Source organism: Georgenia sp. H159, assembly GCF_035607575.1.
Lineage (GTDB): Bacteria > Actinomycetota > Actinomycetes > Actinomycetales > Actinomycetaceae > Oceanitalea.
Map to the genome: position 1 here is coordinate 729,047 of NZ_JAYDZY010000001.1, position 19,708 is coordinate 748,754.

15 protein-coding genes are annotated in these 19,708 nt (G+C 72.3%); 6 read left to right on the plus strand and 9 right to left on the minus strand.

Going from position 1 to position 19,708, the window contains the following annotated elements; genetic code table 11:
• Positions 1 to 19: 19 nt before the first annotated feature.
• The 5 genes from VR894_RS03405 to VR894_RS03425 all read right to left on the minus strand — a co-directional run bounded on the left by VR894_RS03405 (position 20) and on the right by VR894_RS03425 (position 6,410).
• Positions 20 to 1,654: a xylulokinase gene (locus VR894_RS03405; protein WP_324649900.1), complete on the minus strand. Its 1,635-nt coding sequence runs from the start codon at positions 1,652 to 1,654 to the stop codon at positions 20 to 22.
• A 160-nt stretch (positions 1,655 to 1,814) separates the two neighbouring features.
• Positions 1,815 to 2,990 (minus strand): multiple monosaccharide ABC transporter permease, encoded by a 1,176-nt coding sequence (gene mmsB, locus VR894_RS03410; RefSeq protein ID WP_324649901.1) that lies wholly within the window; start codon positions 2,988 to 2,990, stop codon positions 1,815 to 1,817.
• Positions 2,987 to 4,525: a multiple monosaccharide ABC transporter ATP-binding protein gene (mmsA, locus tag VR894_RS03415; RefSeq protein WP_324649902.1), complete on the minus strand. Its 1,539-nt coding sequence runs from the start codon at positions 4,523 to 4,525 to the stop codon at positions 2,987 to 2,989. The genes mmsB and mmsA overlap by 4 nt, the downstream gene beginning before the upstream one ends.
• Before the next feature lie 79 nt (positions 4,526 to 4,604).
• On the minus strand, positions 4,605 to 5,774 hold the full coding sequence (chvE, locus tag VR894_RS03420; protein ID WP_324649904.1) for a multiple monosaccharide ABC transporter substrate-binding protein: 1,170 nt from the start codon (positions 5,772 to 5,774) through the stop codon (positions 4,605 to 4,607).
• Between the two features lie 402 nt (positions 5,775 to 6,176).
• A complete protein-coding gene (locus VR894_RS03425) occupies positions 6,177 to 6,410 on the minus strand; it encodes a PLD nuclease N-terminal domain-containing protein (protein ID WP_324649905.1) in 234 nt (77 codons plus the stop codon).
• A 121-nt stretch (positions 6,411 to 6,531) separates the two neighbouring features.
• On the opposite strand from VR894_RS03425, the gene VR894_RS03430 reads away from it, so the two are divergent.
• Positions 6,532 to 7,203 (plus strand): SRPBCC family protein, encoded by a 672-nt coding sequence (locus tag VR894_RS03430; protein ID WP_324649906.1) that lies wholly within the window; start codon positions 6,532 to 6,534, stop codon positions 7,201 to 7,203.
• Between the two features lie 214 nt (positions 7,204 to 7,417).
• The gene (locus VR894_RS03435) at positions 7,418 to 8,692 is read left to right on the plus strand and encodes a glycosyltransferase (protein WP_324649907.1); all 1,275 of its coding nucleotides are present in this window, start codon (positions 7,418 to 7,420) and stop codon (positions 8,690 to 8,692) included.
• 80 nt (positions 8,693 to 8,772) lie between these two features.
• Here VR894_RS03435 and VR894_RS03440 read toward each other — a convergent pair whose 3' ends face one another.
• From VR894_RS03440 to VR894_RS03450, 3 genes are read right to left on the minus strand one after another with little or no spacing between them, the layout of a single operon-like run.
• On the minus strand, positions 8,773 to 9,423 hold the full coding sequence (locus VR894_RS03440; protein ID WP_324649908.1) for a pentapeptide repeat-containing protein: 651 nt from the start codon (positions 9,421 to 9,423) through the stop codon (positions 8,773 to 8,775).
• Positions 9,420 to 9,911 carry a Cys-tRNA(Pro) deacylase gene (gene ybaK, locus VR894_RS03445; protein ID WP_324649910.1) on the minus strand — a complete coding sequence of 164 codons (492 nt, stop codon included), beginning with the start codon at positions 9,909 to 9,911 and terminating at the stop codon, positions 9,420 to 9,422. The genes VR894_RS03440 and ybaK overlap by 4 nt, the downstream gene beginning before the upstream one ends.
• On the minus strand, positions 9,908 to 12,640 hold the full coding sequence (locus VR894_RS03450) for a DEAD/DEAH box helicase (protein WP_416380794.1): 2,733 nt from the start codon (positions 12,638 to 12,640) through the stop codon (positions 9,908 to 9,910). Before VR894_RS03450 ends, ybaK begins: the two co-directional genes overlap by 4 nt.
• Before the next feature lie 115 nt (positions 12,641 to 12,755).
• On the opposite strand from VR894_RS03450, the gene VR894_RS03455 reads away from it, so the two are divergent.
• Positions 12,756 to 14,240 (plus strand): alanine/glycine:cation symporter family protein, encoded by a 1,485-nt coding sequence (locus VR894_RS03455; RefSeq protein WP_324649911.1) that lies wholly within the window; start codon positions 12,756 to 12,758, stop codon positions 14,238 to 14,240.
• A 27-nt stretch (positions 14,241 to 14,267) separates the two neighbouring features.
• Here the strand turns inward: VR894_RS03455 and VR894_RS03460 are convergent, their stop codons facing one another.
• On the minus strand, positions 14,268 to 14,849 hold the full coding sequence (locus VR894_RS03460; RefSeq protein WP_324649912.1) for a TetR/AcrR family transcriptional regulator: 582 nt from the start codon (positions 14,847 to 14,849) through the stop codon (positions 14,268 to 14,270).
• Between the two features lie 107 nt (positions 14,850 to 14,956).
• Between VR894_RS03460 and VR894_RS03465 the strand changes: the two genes are divergently transcribed.
• The 3 genes from VR894_RS03465 to mgtE all read left to right on the plus strand — a co-directional run bounded on the left by VR894_RS03465 (position 14,957) and on the right by mgtE (position 19,649).
• Entirely contained in the window at positions 14,957 to 16,087 is a 1,131-nt protein-coding gene (locus VR894_RS03465) for an MFS transporter (RefSeq protein ID WP_324649913.1), read from the plus strand.
• A 67-nt stretch (positions 16,088 to 16,154) separates the two neighbouring features.
• A complete protein-coding gene (locus VR894_RS03470; protein WP_324649914.1) occupies positions 16,155 to 17,999 on the plus strand; it encodes a S8 family serine peptidase in 1,845 nt (614 codons plus the stop codon).
• 285 nt (positions 18,000 to 18,284) lie between these two features.
• Complete coding sequence (gene mgtE / locus VR894_RS03475) at positions 18,285 to 19,649, plus strand: magnesium transporter (protein ID WP_324649915.1); 1,365 nt, start codon at positions 18,285 to 18,287, stop codon at positions 19,647 to 19,649.
• The last annotated feature ends 59 nt before the right edge of the window (positions 19,650 to 19,708 follow it).

Sequence of the window (19,708 nt, forward strand, 5' to 3'; positions counted from 1 at the left end):
TCCTCCGCGCGGGCTGCGCTCAGAGCGCCTCGACGGCGGCTGCCACGGCGGAGAGGCCGGCGCGGTAGCGCTCGAGGAAGGTCGTGTAGCCGGCGACGTCCTGGGGGTCGGGGTCGACCGTGTGGAACTCGGCACCGGCGAAGACGTGCTCGTCGAGGTAGCCGCCCAGGTCGGTCTCCGCCGCTGCGGAGAGGTAGGAGGCGAGCACCGCGATGCCCCACGCCCCGCCCTCGGAGGCCGTCTCGCCGACGGCCACCGGCGCGCCCAGGGCCCCGGCGAGGAAGCGCTGGGCGACTCCCGCGGTGCGGAACATGCCGCCGTGGGCGAGCATCCGGTCGATGCGCACGCCCTCGCCGTCGAGCACCCGCATGCCCAGGCTGAGCGTGCCGAAGACGCCGTAGACCTGCGCGCGGACGAAGTTGGCCAGGGTGAGACGGCTGTCGGGCGTGCGCACGACGAGGGGGCGACCCTCGGTGAGACCACCGATCGGCTCCCCGGCGAGGTAGTTGTAGGCGAGCAGCCCACCGGCGTCGGCCTCGCCGTCGAGCCCCTCGCGCAGGAGCGTCGCGAAGACGGTGTCGGGGTCCACCGGTGTGCCCGCGGCCTCGGCGAAGCGGGCGAACAGACCGGCCCAGGCGGCGAACTCGCTCGCGCCGTTGTTGCAGTGGACCATCGCCACAGGGGCGCCGGCGGGGGTGGTGACGAGGTCGAGCTCGTGGTGGCGCTGCTGGAGCGGACCCTCGAGGACGACCATGGCGAAGATGCTCGTGCCCGCGCTGACGTTGCCCGTCCGTGGGGCCACGGAGTTGGTGGCGACCATGCCGGTGCCGGCGTCGCCCTCGGGCGGGCACAGCGGCGCGCCGGGCTGCAGCGCGCCGGACGGGTCGAGCAGGGCGGCTCCCTCGGCGGTGAGCTCGCCGGCCGGCTGCCCGGCGGCGAGGACCTCGGGGAGGAGGTCGGCGACCTTGAGGCCTGCGGTCCGGTCGGCGACGAGGGCGTCGAACTGGTCGAGCATGCGGGCGTCGTACCCGCCCGTGGCCGAGTCGATGGGGAACATGCCCGAGGCGTCGCCGACACCGAGCACCGTGCGGCCGGTGAGCCGCCAGTGGACGTAGCCCGCCAGGGTGGTGACGAAGCCGATCTGCGGGACGTGCGGCTCGTCGTCGAGCACCGCCTGGTACAGGTGGGCGACGGACCACCGCAGCGGGATGTTGACCCCGAAGAGCTCGGACAGCTCGGCGGCGGCGGGACCGGTGGAGGTGTTGCGCCACGTGCGGAAGGGGACGAGCTGTTCGCCGTCGGCGTCGAACGCGAGGTAGCCGTGCATCATCGCCGAGACGCCCAGGGCGCCGACGGTGGTGAGCTGGACGCCGTGGCGGCGCTCGACGTCGGCCACCAGGTCCGCGTAGGCCTCCTGCAGTCCCGCCCAGACGGACTCCAGGGAGTAGGTCCATGTCCGGTCGACGAACTCGTTCTCCCACTCGTGGGAGCCCACCGCGAGCACCGTCGTCGGGTCGGGGCCGACGAGGCAGGCCTTGATGCGGGTCGAGCCGAGCTCGATGCCCAGCGAGGTGCGGCCGGCGAGGATGGCGTCGCGGGCGCCGTCGTCGGTGCTGCCGGGGGAGCCGGCACTCGAGGCTGCTGAGCCAGTCACAGGGATCTCCAATGGTCTCGTGCGTACGGGTCGTTCCGCTGCGTCGATGTTACCGCTCACAACAACGTCGTGGTCGGGACGGTGGACATTGCCGGCGACGCAGTGAGGGGCCGGCCCGTGCGGGCCGGCCCCTCAGCGTGCGGTGCTCTCTCGCGAGGCGTCAGCGCGCCCCGGCGCGACGCTTGTTGTAGACGTCGAAGGCGACCGCGAGGAGCAGCACGAGCCCCTTGACGATCTGCTGGGTCGACGTCGACACGCCCATGAGCTGCATGCCGTTGGTCATGACCGCCATGATCAGCGCGCCGACCATCGCGCCCGTCACGCGCCCCACACCACCGGTGACGGCGGCGCCACCGATGAAGCAGGCGGCGATCGCGTCCAGCTCGAACATGTTGCCCGCCGCCGGCTGGGCGCTGTTCATGCGCGAGGAGTAGACGATGCCGGCGATCGCGGAGAGCAGCCCCATGTTGACGAAGATCATGAAGTTGACCCGCTTGACCTTGACGCCCGAGAGCTGTGCGGCCGGGAGGTTGCCGCCGATCGCGTACACGTGGCGACCGAACACCGAACGCTGGGTGACCACCGTGTAGATGATGATGAGGATCGCCAGCAGGATGAGGACGTTCGGCAGACCACGCTCGATGGCCAGCTGGTAGCCGAACCACATGACCACGGCGCCGATCACCACGATCTTGAGGATGAACAGCGGGAAGGCCTCGACGGCCTGCTTGTAGCGCAGGGCCGCGCGGCGGTTGCGCACCTGGACGAAGGCGAAGCCGGCCACGGCCAGCCCGAACACGATGAGGGTGAGCGCGTCGTAGCCGTACCCGCCGAGCAGACCGTTCTGGAACCCGTTGGCGATCTGGTAGTACGTGCCGCCGAAGGGGGACAGGGAGACGTTGTCGAGCACCTGGTAGGTCAGGCCGCGGAAGAGCAGCATGCCCGCCAGGGTGACGATGAAGGCGGGGATCCCGATGAACGCGACCCAGAAGCCCTGCCACACGCCGACGAGGAGGCCGACGGCCGTCGCCGCCAGCACGCCGACCCACCACGGCTGGCCTTCCTTGACCACGAGCACCGCGGCGACCGCGCCGGTGAGGGCGACCACCGAGCCGACCGACAGGTCGATGTGCCCGCCGATGATGACGATGACCATCCCGATCGCGAGGATGAGGATGTAGGAGTACTGCAGGACGATGTTCGTCAGGTTGCCCGGACTGAGGAAGTTCGGGTGCATGAACGAGAACATCACCACGAGCGCCACCAGGGCGATGAGGATGCCGCTCTGTCGCATGTTCCGCGACATGAGCTCCCGGATGTTGCCGATGCCGGTCATTTCGTGAGTTCCTTCTCCATGGTCATGAGAGCCATGAGCTCCTCCTGGGTGGCGCGCTCCACGGGGAGCTGGCCGGTGATGCGGCCGAACGCCAGGGTGTAGATGCGGTCGCAGATACCGAGCAGCTCGGGCAGCTCGGAGGAGATGACGATGACCGCTTTACCGGCCGCGACCATGCGGTTGATGAGGGTGTAGATCTCGAACTTGGCGCCGACGTCGATGCCACGGGTCGGCTCGTCGAGGATGAGCACCTCGGGCTCGGTGTAGAGCCACTTGGACAGCGCGACCTTCTGCTGGTTCCCGCCGGAGAGGTTGCCGACGGTGGCCAGGACGGTCGGGGTCTTGATGTTGAGGCTGGTGCGGTACTCCTCCGCGACCTTGAGTTCCTCGTTGGCGTTGACCCAGCCGCCGCGGGCGAGCCGACGCAGCCCGGCGGCGGAGATGTTCCGGCGCACGTTCTCGATGAGGTTGAGGCCGAAGCGCTTGCGGTCCTCGCTCACGTAGGCGACGCCGTGGTCGATGGCCTCGCTCACCGAGCGCATGCGGATCTCCTTGCCGTGCAGGAAGACCCGGCCGGAGATGTCCCGGCCGTAGCTGCGACCGAAGAGGCTCATCGCGAGCTCGGTGCGGCCGGCTCCCATGAGCCCCGCGATGCCGACGACCTCACCGGCACGCACGTTGAAGGACGCGTTGTCGACGACGGCGCGGTTCTGGGTGGGGTGGTGGACCGTCCAGTCCTCGACCCGCAGCACCTCTTCGCCGATGTCCGGCGTGCGCTCGGGGTAGCGGTGCTCCAGGTCGCGGCCGACCATGCTCCGGATGATCCGGTCCTGCGTGGCCTCCGGGGTGCTCATGTCGAGCGTCTCGATCGTCCGCCCGTCGCGGATGACCGTCGTGCGGTCGGCGATGTCGGCGATCTCGTTGAGCTTGTGGGAGATCATGATGCAGGTGATGCCGTGCTCGTTGAGCTGACGCAGCAGCCCGAGCAGGTGCTCGGAGTCGGTGTCGTTCAGCGCCGCCGTCGGCTCGTCGAGGATGAGCAGCCGCACGTCCTTGGACAGCGCCTTGGCGATCTCCACCAGCTGCTGCTTGCCGACGCCGAGCTGGCCGACGTGCGTCGTCGGGTTCTCGGACAGGCCCACCCGGGCGAGCAGCTCGGCGGCGCGAGAGTTGGTCTCGTTCCAGTTGACCAGCCCCGACTTCCCGCGCGTCTCGTTGCCGAGGAAGATGTTCTCGGCGACGGACAGGTCCGGGACCAGCGCCAGCTCCTGGTGGATGATGACGATGCCGTGCGCCTCGGAGTCGTTGATGGACCCGAACCGTACCTCTGCGCCGTCGTAGTGGATCTCACCCTCGTAGGTGCCGTGCGGGTAGACACCCGAGAGCACCTTCATGAGCGTCGACTTGCCGGCGCCGTTCTCCCCGCAGATCGCGTGGATCTCACCGCGGCGTACCTCGAGCGTCACGTCCTGCAGGGCCTTGACGCCGGGGAACGTCTTGGTGATGGAGCGCATCTCCAAGATGTTGTCGGTCATACCGCCTCACTTCTCGTGTCGTGCGGGCAGGAGCGGTGCGGGGCCGGGCGGACAGGCCGCCCGGCCCCGCACGTCAGGGTCAGGAACCCTGCTCGACCTGCTCGGCGGTGTAGTAGCCGGAGTCCACGAGGAGCTCGGTGATGTTGTCCGCGTAGACGATGTCCGACTCGAGGAGGTAGGACGGGACGACCTTGACACCGTTGTCGTACGTCTCGGTGTCGTTCGCCTCGGGCTCCTCACCCTGAAGGAAGGCCTCGGCCGCTCGCACGGACTCGGTGGCCAGCTTGCGGGTGTCCTTGAAGATCGTGGAGAACTGGACGCCCTGGTCGATGAGCGCCACGGACGCAATTTCGGCGTCCTGACCGGACACGACGGGCAGCCCCTCCTCGAGCGTCGGGCCGTAGCCCGCGCCCTGGAGCGCGGTGATGATGCCGCGGGAGATCCCGTCGAACGGGGACAGGACGCCGTGCAGTTCCTCGCCGCCGCTGTAGGTGGAGGTCAGCAGGTCCTCCATGCGCTTCTGTGCGGCCTCCTGGCTCCAGCGCAGCGTGGCGACGGTGTCGAACTCGGTCTGGCCGGAGGGGACGACGAGGGTGCCGTCGTCGAGGTAGGGCTTGAGGGTGTCCATCGCGCCGTTGAAGAAGAAGCCGGCGTTGTTGTCGTCCGGCGACCCGGCGAAGACCTCGATGTTGAACGGACCCGCGGGGGCATCCGGGTTCTCCGAGCCGTCCTCGTTGAGGAGGCCGAGGCCGACGAGCAGCGAGGTCGCCTGCTGGACACCGACGTTGTAGTTGTCGAAGGTGACGTAGAAGTCGACGTTCTCGCTGCCGTTGATGAGGCGGTCGTAAGCGATGACCGGGATGCCCGCGGCGCCGGCGGCGTCGAGCTGGCTGGTCAGGGCCGTGCCGTCGATCGAGGCGATGATGAGCAGGTCGACGTCCTGCAGGATCATCTGGTCGATCTGCTGGGTCTGGGTGGGGATGTCGTCGTTGGCGAACTGCAGGTCGACCGTGTAGCCGGCCTCCTCGAGCTGGCTCTTGACGGCGTCGCCGTCGGCGATCCAACGCTCGGACGTCTGGGTGGGCATGGCCACGCCGATGGTCTGGTCACCGGCGGCCGCGGTCTCGCCGCCTCCCGCCGGGGCGTCGGTGCTGTCGTTGCCGCTGCCGGCTCCCTCGCCACCGCAGGCAGCCAGCGCGAAGGCCATGGTGAGCCCCGCTGCGACTGCTGCGAACTTCCGTGTGCGCATGTTCTCTCCTCGATGAGGTAAGTGGAGGTGGTGCTGCCCGCCGGTGGCGGACCTGTTAGTTGCTCGACCGCGTAGTACGAGCGTGCGGGGCTGCTGCGCCCCGCGGGTGCCGCTTCCGACGGCTGATGTTCACGCTAACATTCTGACCTCTTCGGACGCCGGATGTCACATCGAAGGTCCTAGACAGGGTTTCGATTGGGTAACGCCGACGGGCGGGGTCCGGTCCGGCGCTCGGGGCGCGCAACGATACGGCAGTCGCCGGGACAGCGGTAGCGCAGCGGCAGTGCTCGCTCCATGCCCGCGCCGGGGTGCCGATCTGCGTTCCTCGCGACGTCGTCGCGCGTAACGGAACCCGGCCGCGCCGTCGAGCGCCCGTCGGCCGGCCGTCGTCCGCGTGCGGTCTCAGCTGGTGCGGCGGCCCTTGACGAAGTAGCTGATCGGGCCGACAAAGTTGACCGCGATGACCGCGGCCCACACGCCCTTCGGGCCGTTGACCTGCGAGGCGGGGCGCTTGGCGAGGTCCACCCAGGCTGCCACCGCGAGTGAGAGCTGGACCGCGCCGGCGACGACCGCGCCGACCCGCTGACCGGTGGTCAGGTCCTCCCACGTCTTCTGCTGCTTCTTCGTGCGCGTCATCGCTGCTCCCTCGTCCGGGCCCGTGGCTCCACCCTGTCCCTTCGCGCCCATGGTGTCGAGGGACGTTCGCCCCTTGTTCGGCGCGGTCGTCCGCGGTGGGGTGAGGGGGAGGTGATCGACGATGAGACCGACGGACCGACCCGCGCGTGTGACGGCACCGATCATGCTGCTGGGAGGCGTCCTCGCGGCGGTCGTCGCAGCGCGGCGCGTCCAGCAGACCTGGGGGGCGACGGCCGAGGAGGTCCGGGGCGGGCTCCCCGGCGACGACGTCCTGGGTGCCGCGGACCTGATGGCCACCCGGGCGGTGAGCATCGCGGCGCCACCGCAGGACGTGTGGCCGTGGCTCGCCCAGCTCGGTCAGGGCCGGGGCGGGTTCTACTCCTACGACCGCCTCCAGTCGCTGCTCGGCCTGTACATCGACAACGCCGACGACGTCATGCCCGAGTGGCAGGACATCGCACCGGGCGACGTGGTGCTCCTGGCACCCGAGGTCGAGCTCGCCGTGGTGCTGGCCGAGCCGGGGCACGCGCTCGTCCTCCACGGCGACCCCGAGAGCGGGAGCAGGACGGCGGAGATCGGCATGCCCTTCGGCTTCACGTGGGCCTTCGTGCTCCGGCCGGGTCCGCGTGGCACGACGCGCCTGCTCGTCCGGGAGCGGTACACCTACGTCCGGCCGTGGGCACGGCCCCTCGTGGAGCTCGTCCAGGTGGCGAGCTTCGTCATGACCGAGCGGATGCTGCGCGGAATCCGCGACCGCGCCGAGGCCCGCCCACCGGCACAACCGGTGGCCTGACGCCGCCCCGCCCCCCGCCACTCCGCCGCCCCCGCCGCCCCGCCACCCGGCCGCCCCGCCGCCCCCTCTCCGCCGACAGCGGAGTTGTTGTGTCCGGGCACCTGCACCCGCAGCCCCTCTCTCCGCCGACAGCGGGGTTGTGTCCGGCGCCTGCACGCGGTCCAGTGCTCGGTGAGGGGGAGACAGCGACGCGTCCGGGGACGAGAATCTGCCCGTGGCCGCCATCATGCTCACCGCGATGCCGTTCGCCGGTCACGCCCGCCCGATCCGGGCGGTCGCGGGCGAGCTCGTCCGGCGGGGCCACGACGTGCGGGTGTACACCGGCCGGTCCTACGTGGACCAGTTCGAGGAGGTCGGTGCCCGCGGCGTGCCGTGGCGAGACGCCCCTGACTTCGACGAGCGGGACTTCGCCGCGACGTTCCCGCGCATGCGTGACCGCAAGGGGTTCCGCCAGGTGCTGGTGAACCTGCAGGACCTGTTCCTCGGCACCGCCCCCGCCCAGCTCGCAGACCTCGCGGCCGCCCACGCGGACGAGCCGTGGGACCTGCTCGCCGGCGACCCGATGGCGCTGGGCACCCGCTTCATCGCCGAGCGCCTCGGCTCGCGCTGGGCCACCGTGTCCCCCATCGCCGTGTGGCTGCCCGGCAAGGGCATCCCGCCCACCGGGCTCGGTCTCACGCCCGCGACCGGGATCCTCGGACGGGTCCGTGACGGCGTGCTGGGGGCCGCGTCCAGGGGCGGCACCCGCCTGCTGACACGGCTCTACCAGCGCACCCGTCACCAGGTCGGCCTGCCCGCGGACGGCGAGACGTTCGCGACCATGTGGTACTCGCCGCAGCTCGTCGTCGCGGCCGGGTCCCCCGGCCTCGACTACCCGCGGGCCGACCTGGGGCCGCACATCCGCTTCGTCGGGGACCTCACCGACGACGGCGCAGCGCCAGCCGCCGGACCGCTGCCTGACTGGTGGCCCGACGTCGTCGACGCGGAGGTGCCGGTCGTCCACGTCACCCAGGGCACCGCGAACGTCGATCCCGCGGACCTCATTCTCCCGACCCTCGAGGCACTCGCGGACCGGGAGGTGCTCGTCGTCGTCGGGCTCGGGCACCGGACGTCGCCGCTGCCCGGCCCGCTGCCCGCCAATGCGCGGGTCGCGGCGATGGTGCCCTACCCGCACCTGTTGCCGCGGACCGCCGTCGTCGTGACGAACGGTGGCTACGGTGGCGTCCTCCAGGCGCTGCGGCACGACGTCCCGCTCGTCGTCGCCGGCGGGGACCTCGACAAGCCGGAGGTCGCCGCCCGGATCGGCTGGCACGGCGCCGGAGTCGACCTGCGGACCGGACGCCCACGCCCGGCAGCGATCGCCGCGGCCTACGACACGGTCGCCGCGGACCGGACCTACCGGACGACGGCCGCCCGCCTGGGGGCGGAGCTGCGCTCGCTTGGCGGCACCCACGCCGCTGCCGACCTCCTCGAGGCGCACCTCCCGTAAACAATCCCGCTGTCGGCGCATTGGGGGGGGAGGGCGCGATCAACGCATGGGAGGGCGCGGTCAACGTACGTGCGGCGCCGTCAATCGCCGATGGTGATGCCCATCTCGCGGGCGAGGGTGGGGAGCAGCGCGACGGCGTCCTCCTCGGCGATGCGGGCGCCGCGCAGGGCCGCCACGCCGCCGATGCCGTCGAGCCGGCAGCCGCGCAGCTGCACGCCGCGACAGCGCAGGCCGGAGAGCTGGGCACCGGTGAGGACGCAGTCCTCGAGCAGGACGTCCTCCATCACCGTCTCGGTGAACGTCGCCTCGGACAGGTCGCAGCCGCGCAGGACGACGCTGCGCAGCTGGGCGCCGTGCCAGCTCGTCAGCGTGCCCTGGACGCCCTCGAGCAGGGTGGAGCGGAGCCGTACGCCGACGAGCAGCGCGCCCGTCATCCGCGCCTCCCGCAGCGAGCACCGCAGGAGCGAGCCGTCGCGCCACACGAGGTTGGCCAGGTCGGCGCCGTCGAGGCGGCAGTCGGCCAGCGTCACCCGCTCCCACTGGCCGCCGCCCGCGCGCAACCGCCCGAGGTCGCTGTTCTCGACCTGTGCCTCGTGCAGCTCGGGGACGACCGCGCCGGTGAGGTCGACGCCCGCCGTCGTCGCGTCGCCGAGAGTGGAGACGTCGCCCGGCTCCAGGTGCGGCGGGACACTCGGCTCGGCGAGCGTCCACTCGCGCCGCGCGCGCGTCATGACCGCCCGATCCGTGCCGTCGTCGCGCCGGTGAGCGCGACGAGGTCCGACGGCGCGAGCTCGACGTCCGCCCCCCGCCGCCCGGCGCTGACCAGCACGGTCGCGTGGTCGAGCGCCGTCACGTCGACGACGACGGCTAGCCGCTTCCGCTGGCCGAGCGGTGAGATCCCGCCCACCACGTACCCGGTGGCTCGCTCGGCGGCATCTCGCTCTGCCATCGCCGCCCGCTTCCCGCCGACGGCCGCGGCGAGCGCCTTGAGGTCGAGCTCTCCGGTGACGGGGACGACGGCGACGACGAGTGCGCCGTCGACCTCGGCCAGGAGGGTCTTGAACACGCGCGCCGGCTCGACGCCCAGCGCATGTGCCGCCTCCATGCCGAAGGAGAGCTGAGAGCGCGGGTCGTGCTCGTACTCGCGCACGGTGTGCGCGACCCCGGCGGACTGGAGCGCACGTAGTGCGGGCGTGCCCGCGGGCGCCTTCCGGCTCACCGCGGGCCCACGTCCAGGACCCGCACGACGGCGCCCTGCGCCTCGTCGCTCGCGTCGAGGTCGACGGCGGCCCAGACGCCCCAGTCGTGGTCGCCCTCGGGGTCGTCGAGGGTCTGGCGCACGAGCCAGAGGCGACCGTCCGCCGCCCGGGCGAGGGCGCCGTCGTCGTCCTCGGGCAGCCCGGCACGCAGGAGGTCCTCGCGCGCGGGACGGTCGTCGATGGTGCTGAGCGCGGCCGAGCGGGCCTGGACGTCGGTGCCGAGCCAGTCGTAGTCCTGCCAGTAGGGCTCCATCGCGCGTGCCCAGCGCTCGGTGTCCCAGCCGTCGGCGGCGTGCATGGCGCCGAGCGCCTCGTAGTGCTCGCGGGCGAGCAGCTCGACCCGGTTGAACAGCGCCTTGCGGACCGCCACCCGGAAAGCGTGGCGGTTGCGGGTGAAGGCGACGGGTTCGCCGTCGGGACCCTCCCCGAAGCGGCGCTCGACGCCGGCAACAACTCCGCTGTCGGCGGGGAGGGGGGTGCCGGCGGGGAGGGGGGTGCCGGCAACAACTCCGCTGTCGGCTGCGACGGGGGGCGCACCGGGGGCGACGGGCGAGCTGAGGGCCTCCCACTCGTCGAGGAGGCTGGAGTCGACGGCGCGGATGTGGGTGCCGAGCCAGTCGATGATCTCCTCGACCTCCTCGGTGCGGGCGCGGTCGGGCACCACCTGGCGCAGCGCGCGGTAGGCGTCGGTGAGGTAGCGCAGCACCACGCCCTCGCTGCGTCCGGCGTCGTAGCGGGAGACGAGCTCGGAGAACGTCATCGCGTTCTCCACCATCTCGCGCACCACCGACTTGGGCTTGAGCTCGTAGTCCGCGACCCACGGGTTGGTCTGGCGGTAGGTGGCCAGCGCGGCCTCGAGCAGCTCGGCGAGCGGGCGCGGCCAGGTGATCTCCTCCAGCGCCTCCATCCGCTCCTCGTACTCCATGCCCTCGGCCTTCATCGCGCCGATCGCCTCGCCGCGGGCGTGCCGCTGCTGCGCGTAGAGCAGGGGGCGCGGGTCCTCGAGGGTGGCCTCGATGACGGAGACGACGTCGAGCGCGAAGTCGGGCGACTCGGCGTCGAGCAGGTCGATGGCCGCGAGCGCGAACGGGGACAGCGGCGCGTTGAGCGCGAACTCCCGCGGCAGGTCCACGGTGAGCCGGACGTAGGGCTTGCCGGGGTTGGCGCGGCGCCACGCGGCGTCGGCATGCTCGACGACCCCCGCGGTGCGCAGCGACCGGTAGATCTCGACGGCGCGGCGCAGGTGCGCGTTCCACGGCGTGGGCGGCTCGTGGTTGTCCGTGAGCAGCTGGTACATGGCACGGACCGGGTCCCCGGGCCGGGCGAGGACCGAGAGCACCATCGTGTGGGTGACGTGGAACTGGCTGGTCAGCGGCTCGGGGTCGGCGTCGCGCAGGCGCTCGAAGGTCTTGTCGGTCCAGTTGACGACGCCGGAGGGCGCCTTCTTCCGGACGATCTTGCGGCGCTTCTTCTCGTCGTCGCCGGCCTTGGCCAGCGACTTGGCGTTCTCGATGACGTGCTCGGGCGCCTGGACGACGACCTCGCCCGTGGTGTCGTACCCGGCGCGGCCCGCGCGACCGGCGATCTGGTGGAACTCCCGGGCGGAGAGGTGGCGCGAGCGCTCGCCGTCGAACTTGGTGAGCGAGGTGAGCACGACGGTGCGGATCGGCACGTTGATCCCGACCCCCAGGGTGTCGGTGCCGCAGACGACGGCGAGCAGCCCGGCCTGCGTCAGCCGCTCGACCAGCCGCCGGTAGCGGGGGAGCATGCCGGCGTGGTGGACACCGATGCCCAGGCGCAGCAGGCGCGAGAGCGTGGCGCCGAAGCCCTTGCCGAAACGGAAGTCGCCGAGCGCCGCGGCGATCGCGTCGCGGCGCTCGCGGGGCGCGATGTTCACCGAGGTGAGCGACTGCGCACGCTCGACTGCGTCGCGCTGGGCGAAGTGGACGACGTACACGGGGGAGCGGGCCTGCTGGACCAGGCGCACGAGGAGGTCCTGGATGGGCTCGAGGGAGTAGTCGAACGTGAGCGGGACGGGTCGTTCCGCATCGGCGACGACGGCGACGTCCCGTCCTGTCCGTCGCTCCAGGTCCCGCTCGAAGAAGGAGACGTCACCCAGGGTGCCGCTCATGAGGACGAACTGGGCCCCGGTGAGCTCCAGCAGCGGGACCTGCCACGCCCATCCGCGCTGCGGGTCGGCGTAGAAGTGGAACTCGTCCATGACGACGACGCCGACGTCGAGGTCCGCGCCTTCCCGCAACGCCTGGTTGGCGAGAATCTCCGCGGTGCAGCAGATGATCGGTGCCTCGGGGTTGATCGCGGAGTCCCCGGTGACCATCCCGACGTTCTTGGAGCCGAACAGCGAGACGAGGTCGAAGAACTTCTCGCTCACCAGCGCCTTGAGCGGCGCCGTGTAGTACGTGCGCTCCCCGCGGGCCAGGGCCACGGTGTGGGCGGCGAGCGCGATCATCGTCTTCCCCGAGCCGGTGGGCGTGGAGACGATGACGTGGGAGCCGGTGGTGATCTCGAGCAGCGCCTCGTCCTGGTGGGGGTAGAGCGCGCGGCCGGTGCCCTCGGCCCAGGTGGTGAAACCCTCGTAGAGGGCGTCGGGGTCGAGCTCGCCGCCCGGGCCGGACTCGTCGTCGAGGCGGTCCAGCAGGGCGTTGAGCTCGTGCACCGTGATCGTCACACCCCCAGTCTCGCAGAGGGGTGCGACGCCGGTCCGCGCGTCGTCCGGCGCGACGCCCACCGCGCCGGACGTCGACGGCGGCGCTACCCTGCGGCAGTCACCGTCGCCCGCCCGGGTGACCACCGCCGTCGAGGGGAAGACCGTGGAGACGTTCGACGCCGTCCTGGGGGACGTCAGCAACGGGCTGTACAGCTACCTGCTCATCTACCTGCTCGTCGGGACCGGCGTGTACTTCACCGTGCGCACCCGGGCCGTGCAGGCGCGCCTCTTCACCCGGATGGTCTCGGTCATCGCGCGCTCGCGCAGCGACAGCCACGGCGGGATCAGCTCCTTCCAGGCCTTCGCGATCGGGATCAGCTCGCGGGTGGGCACGGGGAACATCGCGGGGGTCGCTCTCGCGCTGACCCTCGGGGGACCGGGCGCGATCTTCTGGATGTGGGTTGTCGCCGTCGTCGGGATGGCCACGGCCTTCATCGAGGCGACCCTCGCGCAGATGTACAAGGTGCGGTGGCGAGACGGGACGTTCCGCGGCGGTCCGGCGTTCTACATCCAGCGCGGGCTCGGCTCCCGCGCCTGGGGCGCCGTCTTCGCGGTCCTGCTCATCTTCGTCTTCGGCTTCGCCTTCGAGATGGTCCAGGCCAACACGATCGCCGCCACCCTGGGCGCCGCCCACGACGTCCCGGTGTGGGTCTCCGCGGCGCTGCTCCTCCTGCTCACCGCACCGATCGTCTTCGGCGGCATCCGGAGGGTCGCCCGGGTCGCCGAGCTCCTCGCCCCGCTCATGGCAGCGATCTACGTGCTCCTCGCGCTCCTCGTCATCGTCCTCAACATCGGCGCCCTGCCGGACGTCGTCGGGATGATCGTCCGGGGCGCGTTCGGGCTCGACGAGGCGCTCGCCGGCACCGGTGGCGGTCTGCTCGCCGCCGTCCTCAACGGTGCCCGGCGCGGCCTGTTCTCCAACGAGGCCGGGATGGGCTCGGCGCCCAACGCGGCGGCGACGGCGACCGTCAAGCACCCGGTGCAGCAGGGGCTCATCCAGTCCCTCGGCGTCTTCGTCGACACCATCCTCGTGTGCTCGGCGACGGCGTTCATCATCCTCATGGCGGGCCCGGCGATCTACACCCCGGGTGAGACCACCGAGGAGCAGGGCGCGGCGCTCACCCAGCTGGCCGTCGCCGACAGCCTCGGGACGTGGACGACCCTGCCGATGACCGTCCTCATCTTCGTCTTCGCCTACTCCTCGATCCTGGGGAACTTCACCTACGCCGAGGTCAACGTCGACTTCCTCACCCGCCGCCGCTGGGCGCCGTTCGCCCTGCGCACGCTGGTGGTCCTCGCCGTGCTCGTCGGCGCGCTGGCCGAGCTCACGACGGTGTGGACGATCGCGGACATCGCGATGGGGCTCATGGCGCTGGTCAACCTCGTCGCGATCATCCTGCTCGGGAGGTGGGCGCTGGCCGCGCTGCGCGACTACGAGCAGTTCCGCGGGAAGGAGCTCCAGGGCTTCCTCGGCCGCGGCAACCCGCTGCTGCCCGCCGACCTGCCGGGAGACATCTGGGTCTCGCGGGAGAGGACGCCGACGGCGGAGCGGCTCCCGTAGCCCTCAACCCCGACGGTGCTCCCGCGCTCACCCGCGCAGGTGCACCCGCGCCGCGGACTCGGCCACCCGCCGTCCGACGTCGACGGGCGAGTCGGGGTGGCCGCGCAGGAAGGCGGCCAGCGTCCCGTTGTAGGCGAGCAGCACGTCGTCGGCGAGCTCCTGCGCCCGCTCGCCGGCGAGGGGGCGTGAGAGGTGGAGGAGCCGGTCGGTGAGCAGCGCCGTGTCCGAGGTGAGGACCTCACTGATCTCGTCCCCGCCGTCGGGGTGCTCGGTCGCGGTGGCGAGGAAGGCGCACCAGCGCGCCGGTGGGGTGCGGTCGCGCCGGTAGGAGGCGAGGGCGTCGAAGACCGCGAGCAGTCGGGACAGGTCGTCGCTCGCGGCGACGACGTGCTCGTCCCACACCCGCCGCCAGTCCGCCAGCCGCTGCCGCAGCGCCTCGGCGACGAGCGCGTCCTTGCTGCCGAAGTGCGCGTACATGGTGGCGGCTGAGACCTCGGCGTGGCGCAGCAGCTCGTCGACCGGCGTGGCACGGATGCCGCGGTCGAAGAGCACGGTGTCGGCGGCGCCGAGGAGCCGGTCACGTGCTGAGAGCCGGGGGACGGGTGGCATGCCTCCCACTGTAACGACCGTTTCGCCGTCACGATCGTTCTGCCGTACTGTAACGAGCGTTCTGTTCGGTGGGAGGGGGAGCTGTGGGCGCTCTGGTGGCGAGTGGCATGGCCCTCATCGCGGCGACGTACGGGCTCGCGCGGTTCGGCTACGGCCTGTTCCTGCCGCAGCTCTCCGAGGCGTTCGGCCTCGCGCCGGCGGTGTCCGGAGCCGTGCAGGCGGGCAGCTTCCTGTCCTACTGCCTCGCGGCGCTGCTCGCCTCGCGCCTCGGTTCCCGCCCGCGCCTCGTCGTGCTGTTGGCCGGCGCGACCGCCGCGGTGGGGAGCGTGGGGGTGGCGGCCGCACCCGGTGCGGCAGTCCTCGCGGTGAGCGTGGTCGTCGCCGGAGCGGGCGCGGGGTTCGCGACGCCGGGCCTCGTCTCGCTCGTCGCCCGCAACGTGGCGCCCGCGCGCCAGGAGACGGCGCAGACGGTCGTCAACGCCGGCACCGGTGCCGGGATCGTCGTCGCGGGCCTCATCCTCTTCCTCACCCTCGGGCAGTGGAGGCTGGGCTGGCTGGCGATCGCGGCGATCACCGCGCTCGCGACCGCCGCCAGCCTCCGGGCGGACCGGGCGCCGCGGACCAGCAGGGCCGCCGCGGAGCGGCCCCGGGTGGGCAGGGACGACCTCGGCCGGCTGGCGCGGCCCCTCGCGGCCGCGGTGCTGGCCGGCGCCTCGAGTGCCGCGGTCTGGACGTTCGGCCGCTCCGTCATGGCGGCGTCGGGGGGCGGCGACGACGGCTCGATCGTCGCGTGGATGGTGCTCGGCGGCTGCGGGGTGCTGGGCGCCGTCGCCGGCCCGCTCGTCCAGGCGTGGAGCCTGCGGGTGGCGTGGGTGGTGACGACGGGCGCGATGACCGTCCCCACCGTGGTGCTCGGGCTCGTGCCGAGCGGACCGCCCGCCTTCGTCGCCGTCGCCGTGTTCGGTGCGAGCTACACGGCGATGTCCGGCATCCTCATCGTCTGGGCCGTGCGCGTGCTTCCCGACCGCGCGGCCGGGGGCACCGTCGTGCTGTTCATCGCCCTCGCCCTCGGCCAGGCAGCCGGCTCGGCGGCGCTCGGCGCCCTGCTCGGGGCAGCCAGCGCCGGCCCCACCTTCGCGGTTGCAGGACTCCTCGGCACGGTCGCCGTGCTCACCGTGCTCGGCAGGCGGCGGGTGGCAGTGCCGACCCGACCGGCGGGGAGCGCGGCCGGCCGCTGACCCCCCGGGGCGCATGTCGGTGGGCGCACCTACGCTCGTCGGAGGGAGCCCGAGCGAGGAGGCAGCCATGGGCAGGGCGCACACCGGCCGCAACTTCCCCGACCGCGTCTTCGCGGTCGCCGCGCCGGCCGCCTCGGCCGCGCTGTTCCAGCCGGGCCAGCTGGTCACCGCGGCGACCGTGCGCCGGTTCCGCTGCGACGACGACGACGTCGCCCGGGCGGCCACCGCGCTCGCCGACGCCGGGTTCGAGGTGCTCCAGACGACGCGGCTCATGGTCAACATCGCCGGGCCTCCCGAGCTGTTCGAGCGCGTGTTCGCCACCCGCCTGTACACGGAGGAGCGTCAGGTCATCAAGCCCGGAGCGGTCCGCGCCACCGCCACGTTCATCGACTGCGAGGACACCCAAGTACCCGGCCTGGTCGACGTGGCGGGGTCCGCGCTCGCGGACGTGCTCGGGGGCGTCGCGATCGAGGAGCCGTACTACCCGGCGTCGGCACAGCCTCCCGCGCCCGTGTCGGCGGAGCCACCGGCAGTCGACTACTGGCACCTCACCCTGCCGCGGCAGCTGGCCGCGGCGCTGCGGGCGGACGGGCCCCACGGCGACGGCGTGACCGGGGACGGCGTCCGCGTCGCCATGGTGGACACCGGGTTCGAGCTGCACCCGTTCTTCACCGAGCACGGCTACCTCGTGGAACCGACGGTGCTCGGGCCGGGAACCACCGACCCGGAGGTGGACGAGAACGGGCACGGCACCGGGGAGGCCGCGAACGTCTTCGCCGCCGCCCCAGGCGCCACGCTGCTGCCCGTGAAGACCGCCACGGCGTCGGGCGCGCTCGTCAACGTGACGGCGGCCTTCAACGCCGCGGTCGCCCTCGATCCGCAGATCATCACCAACAGCTGGGGCTCCAGCCAGCCCGACCCACCGCTGAGCGCGGCCAACCAGGCCCTCGCCGCGGCCGTGGCCGCGGCGGTGGCCGACGGTGTCACCGTGGTGTTCTCCGCGGGCAACGGCTCGTGGGGGTTCCCCGGTCAGCACCCCGACGTCATCTCCGCCGGAGGCGTCTACGCGGGCCCGGACGGGTCGCTGCGTGCCTCGGACTACGCCAGCGGCTTCCTCTCGCGGGTCTACCCGGGCCGCGAGGTCCCCGACCTCAGCGGCCTCGTCGGGCTCCTGCCGGGCGCCATGTACCTCATGCTGCCGGTCCCGCCGGGGTGCCTCATCGACAGGGGCAACGCCGGGAGGGCACACCCGGACGGTGACGAGACCGCTCCCGACGACGGGTGGGCCGCCTTCAGCGGGACCTCCGCCGCCGCGCCCCAGCTCGCCGGCGTCTGTGCGCTCCTCGCACAGGTCGCGCCCGGGTCGGCACCGGGGCGGGTGCGCGCCGTGCTCATGGCCACGGCCCGCGACGTGACGACGGGGACGAGCCACCCGGAGCTCGGCCAGGTCGCCGGCGAGGGCCCGGACCTCGCCACCGGGCACGGGCTGGTCGACGCCGCGGCGGCGGTGGCGGCCGCACGGGACGTCTCGGGCGAGGGGGGCGGGGCGGCGGCGGAGACCGTCGTGGCGCTCGTCGTGCTGCGCTCGGCGTCCGGCGGCGTGGCGCCGGCACCCACGGTCGACAACGAGCAGGAGTGGCGGCCGGCCGAGGACACGGTGACCGACGTGACGGTGCGGTTCGCGGACGCGGGCTTCGCGGTCGGGCCGGCCACCGGTCCCACGATCGCGGTGGAGGCCGGCCCGGAGGTCTTCGCCCGGATCTTCGGGACCCAGCCGGTGCGGGCCGGCGACGGCGGCTGGACCACCGAGCGCGGCGATGCACTGCCGCTCGACGCACTGCCGGCCGAGCTGCGGAGGCTCCTCCGCGCCGTCGTGCTCGAGCGTCCCGCGGAGCTGCACATCGGGGGGTAGAGCGGAGCAAAGCGCGCGCAGCGTCCCCGGGAGACACTGTGGTCCTGTGACATTTGCTCACCGGGCCGGCCTCGCCCGACGAGGCCGAGCGAGGCAGGTGCGGCTCAGCCGGGGCGCATCGGCCGGGCGCCATCGGACGGAGAGGAGGTCCCGGGTATGGACGAACCGAGTAGTCGCCCGCGCGACCCCTGTTCCGTCAGTGCACACCCCGGGCGCTGAGGACGGCACCAGGGATCGCGCGGCCGCGCACTGACCGAGCCCGGGCTGCCCACGATGGGAACACCGATGAGCCAGCACGACAACAAGACGGTCACGACCGACACCCGCCACACCCAGCTCGAACGAGCCCTGGCCGAGCAGAACCTGCCACGTCTGGTGGACGTCCTGGATGGCATGCCCACGAGCGAGGTCACCGCTGCGCTCGAGCGCCTCAACCTCAAGCAGCGTGCGTTGGTCTACCGACTCCTGCCGAAGACCAGGGCCCTCGAGGTCTTCGAGGGCCTGGACGCCACGCTGCAGGGTGACCTCGTGCAGGGGCTCCAGGACGAGGAGGTGGCGGTGGTCTTCGCCGAGCTCGACCCCGACGACCGGGTCAGTCTGCTCGACGAGCTCCCAGCCTCGGTGGCAACGCGTCTGCTTCACGCCCTGCCGGCCGCCGAGCGCGAGCTCACCGCCGCGGTCCTGGGATACCCGCACCGCTCGATCGGGCGGCGGATGAGCCCCGAGTACGTCACCACCCACCCGCACCTCACCGCTGGGCAGAGCCTGGAGCGCGTGCGGCAGCGGCTTGCCTCCGCCGAGACCGTCTACACCTTGCCCGTGCTCGACGACCAGCGCCGGCTGGTCGGTGTGGTGAGCCTGCGGGACCTCATGAAGGCCGACCCGAGCACGCCGGTCGCCCGGCTCGTCCAGGACGCACACTCGGCGCGCGCCACCGAGGACGCCGAGGCGGTGTCCCGGCGCTGTGCGGAGCTCAAGCTGCTCGCTCTCCCGATCGTCGATGCCGAGGCACGACTGGCCGGCATCCTCACGGTCGACGATGCCCTGCGGATCCTGGAGGAGGCGGAGTCCGAGGACCACGCACGCATCGGTGGCTCCGAACCTCTGCGACGCCCCTACCTGTCCACCCCGGTCCGCTCGATCGTCCGCTCCCGCCTGGTGTGGCTGCTGGTCCTCGCGGTCGGCGCCACGCTCACCGTGCAGGTCCTGGAGATCTTCGAGGACACCCTCGAGCAGATGGTGGCGCTGTCGCTGTTCATCCCGCTGCTCATCGGGACGGGAGGCAACGCGGGCAACCAGGCCGCCACGACTCTCACCCGCGCGCTGGCCCTGGAGGACGTCCATCCGCGAGACATCCTCAAGGTCCTGGCCCGGGAGGTGCGCGTGGGCCTGAGCCTGGGCCTGCTCCTGGGCGCCACGGGCTTCCTGTTCGCCTCGTGGGTCTACGGCACACCCATCGGTGCCGTGGTCGGGCTGACGCTGCTGAGCATCTGCACGCTGGCCGCGACCGTCGGAGGGGGGATGCCCCTCCTCGCGCGAGTCGTGCGTGCGGACCCCGCCGTCTTCTCCAACCCCTTCATCACCACGTTCGTCGACGCCACCGGACTGGTCATCTACTTCTTCATCGCCAAGGCCGTGCTCCAGCTGTGAGCGCAGGTCCGACGCGAGCGCCGCTCCCGACCCAGCGGGCGCGCCGTCGAGCCGGGACA

Bases quoted from the DNA above. Each gene is read 5' to 3' on its own strand.
- VR894_RS03470 (WP_324649914.1), top strand. From the start codon at position 16,155: ATGGGCAGGGCGCACACCGGCCGCAACTTCCCCGACCGCGTCTTCGCG.
- VR894_RS03465 (WP_324649913.1), top strand. From the start codon at position 14,957: ATGGCCCTCATCGCGGCGACGTACGGGCTCGCGCGGTTCGGCTACGGC.
- mmsA (WP_324649902.1), bottom strand. From the start codon at position 4,525: ATGACCGACAACATCTTGGAGATGCGCTCCATCACCAAGACGTTCCCC.
- VR894_RS03460 (WP_324649912.1), bottom strand. From the start codon at position 14,849: ATGCCACCCGTCCCCCGGCTCTCAGCACGTGACCGGCTCCTCGGCGCC.
- mgtE (WP_324649915.1), top strand. From the start codon at position 18,285: ATGAGCCAGCACGACAACAAGACGGTCACGACCGACACCCGCCACACC.
- mmsB (WP_324649901.1), bottom strand. From the start codon at position 2,990: ATGACCGGCATCGGCAACATCCGGGAGCTCATGTCGCGGAACATGCGA.
- VR894_RS03430 (WP_324649906.1), top strand. From the start codon at position 6,532: ATGAGACCGACGGACCGACCCGCGCGTGTGACGGCACCGATCATGCTG.
- VR894_RS03425 (WP_324649905.1), bottom strand. From the start codon at position 6,410: ATGACGCGCACGAAGAAGCAGCAGAAGACGTGGGAGGACCTGACCACC.
- VR894_RS03440 (WP_324649908.1), bottom strand. From the start codon at position 9,423: ATGACGCGCGCGCGGCGCGAGTGGACGCTCGCCGAGCCGAGTGTCCCG.
- chvE (WP_324649904.1), bottom strand. From the start codon at position 5,774: ATGCGCACACGGAAGTTCGCAGCAGTCGCAGCGGGGCTCACCATGGCC.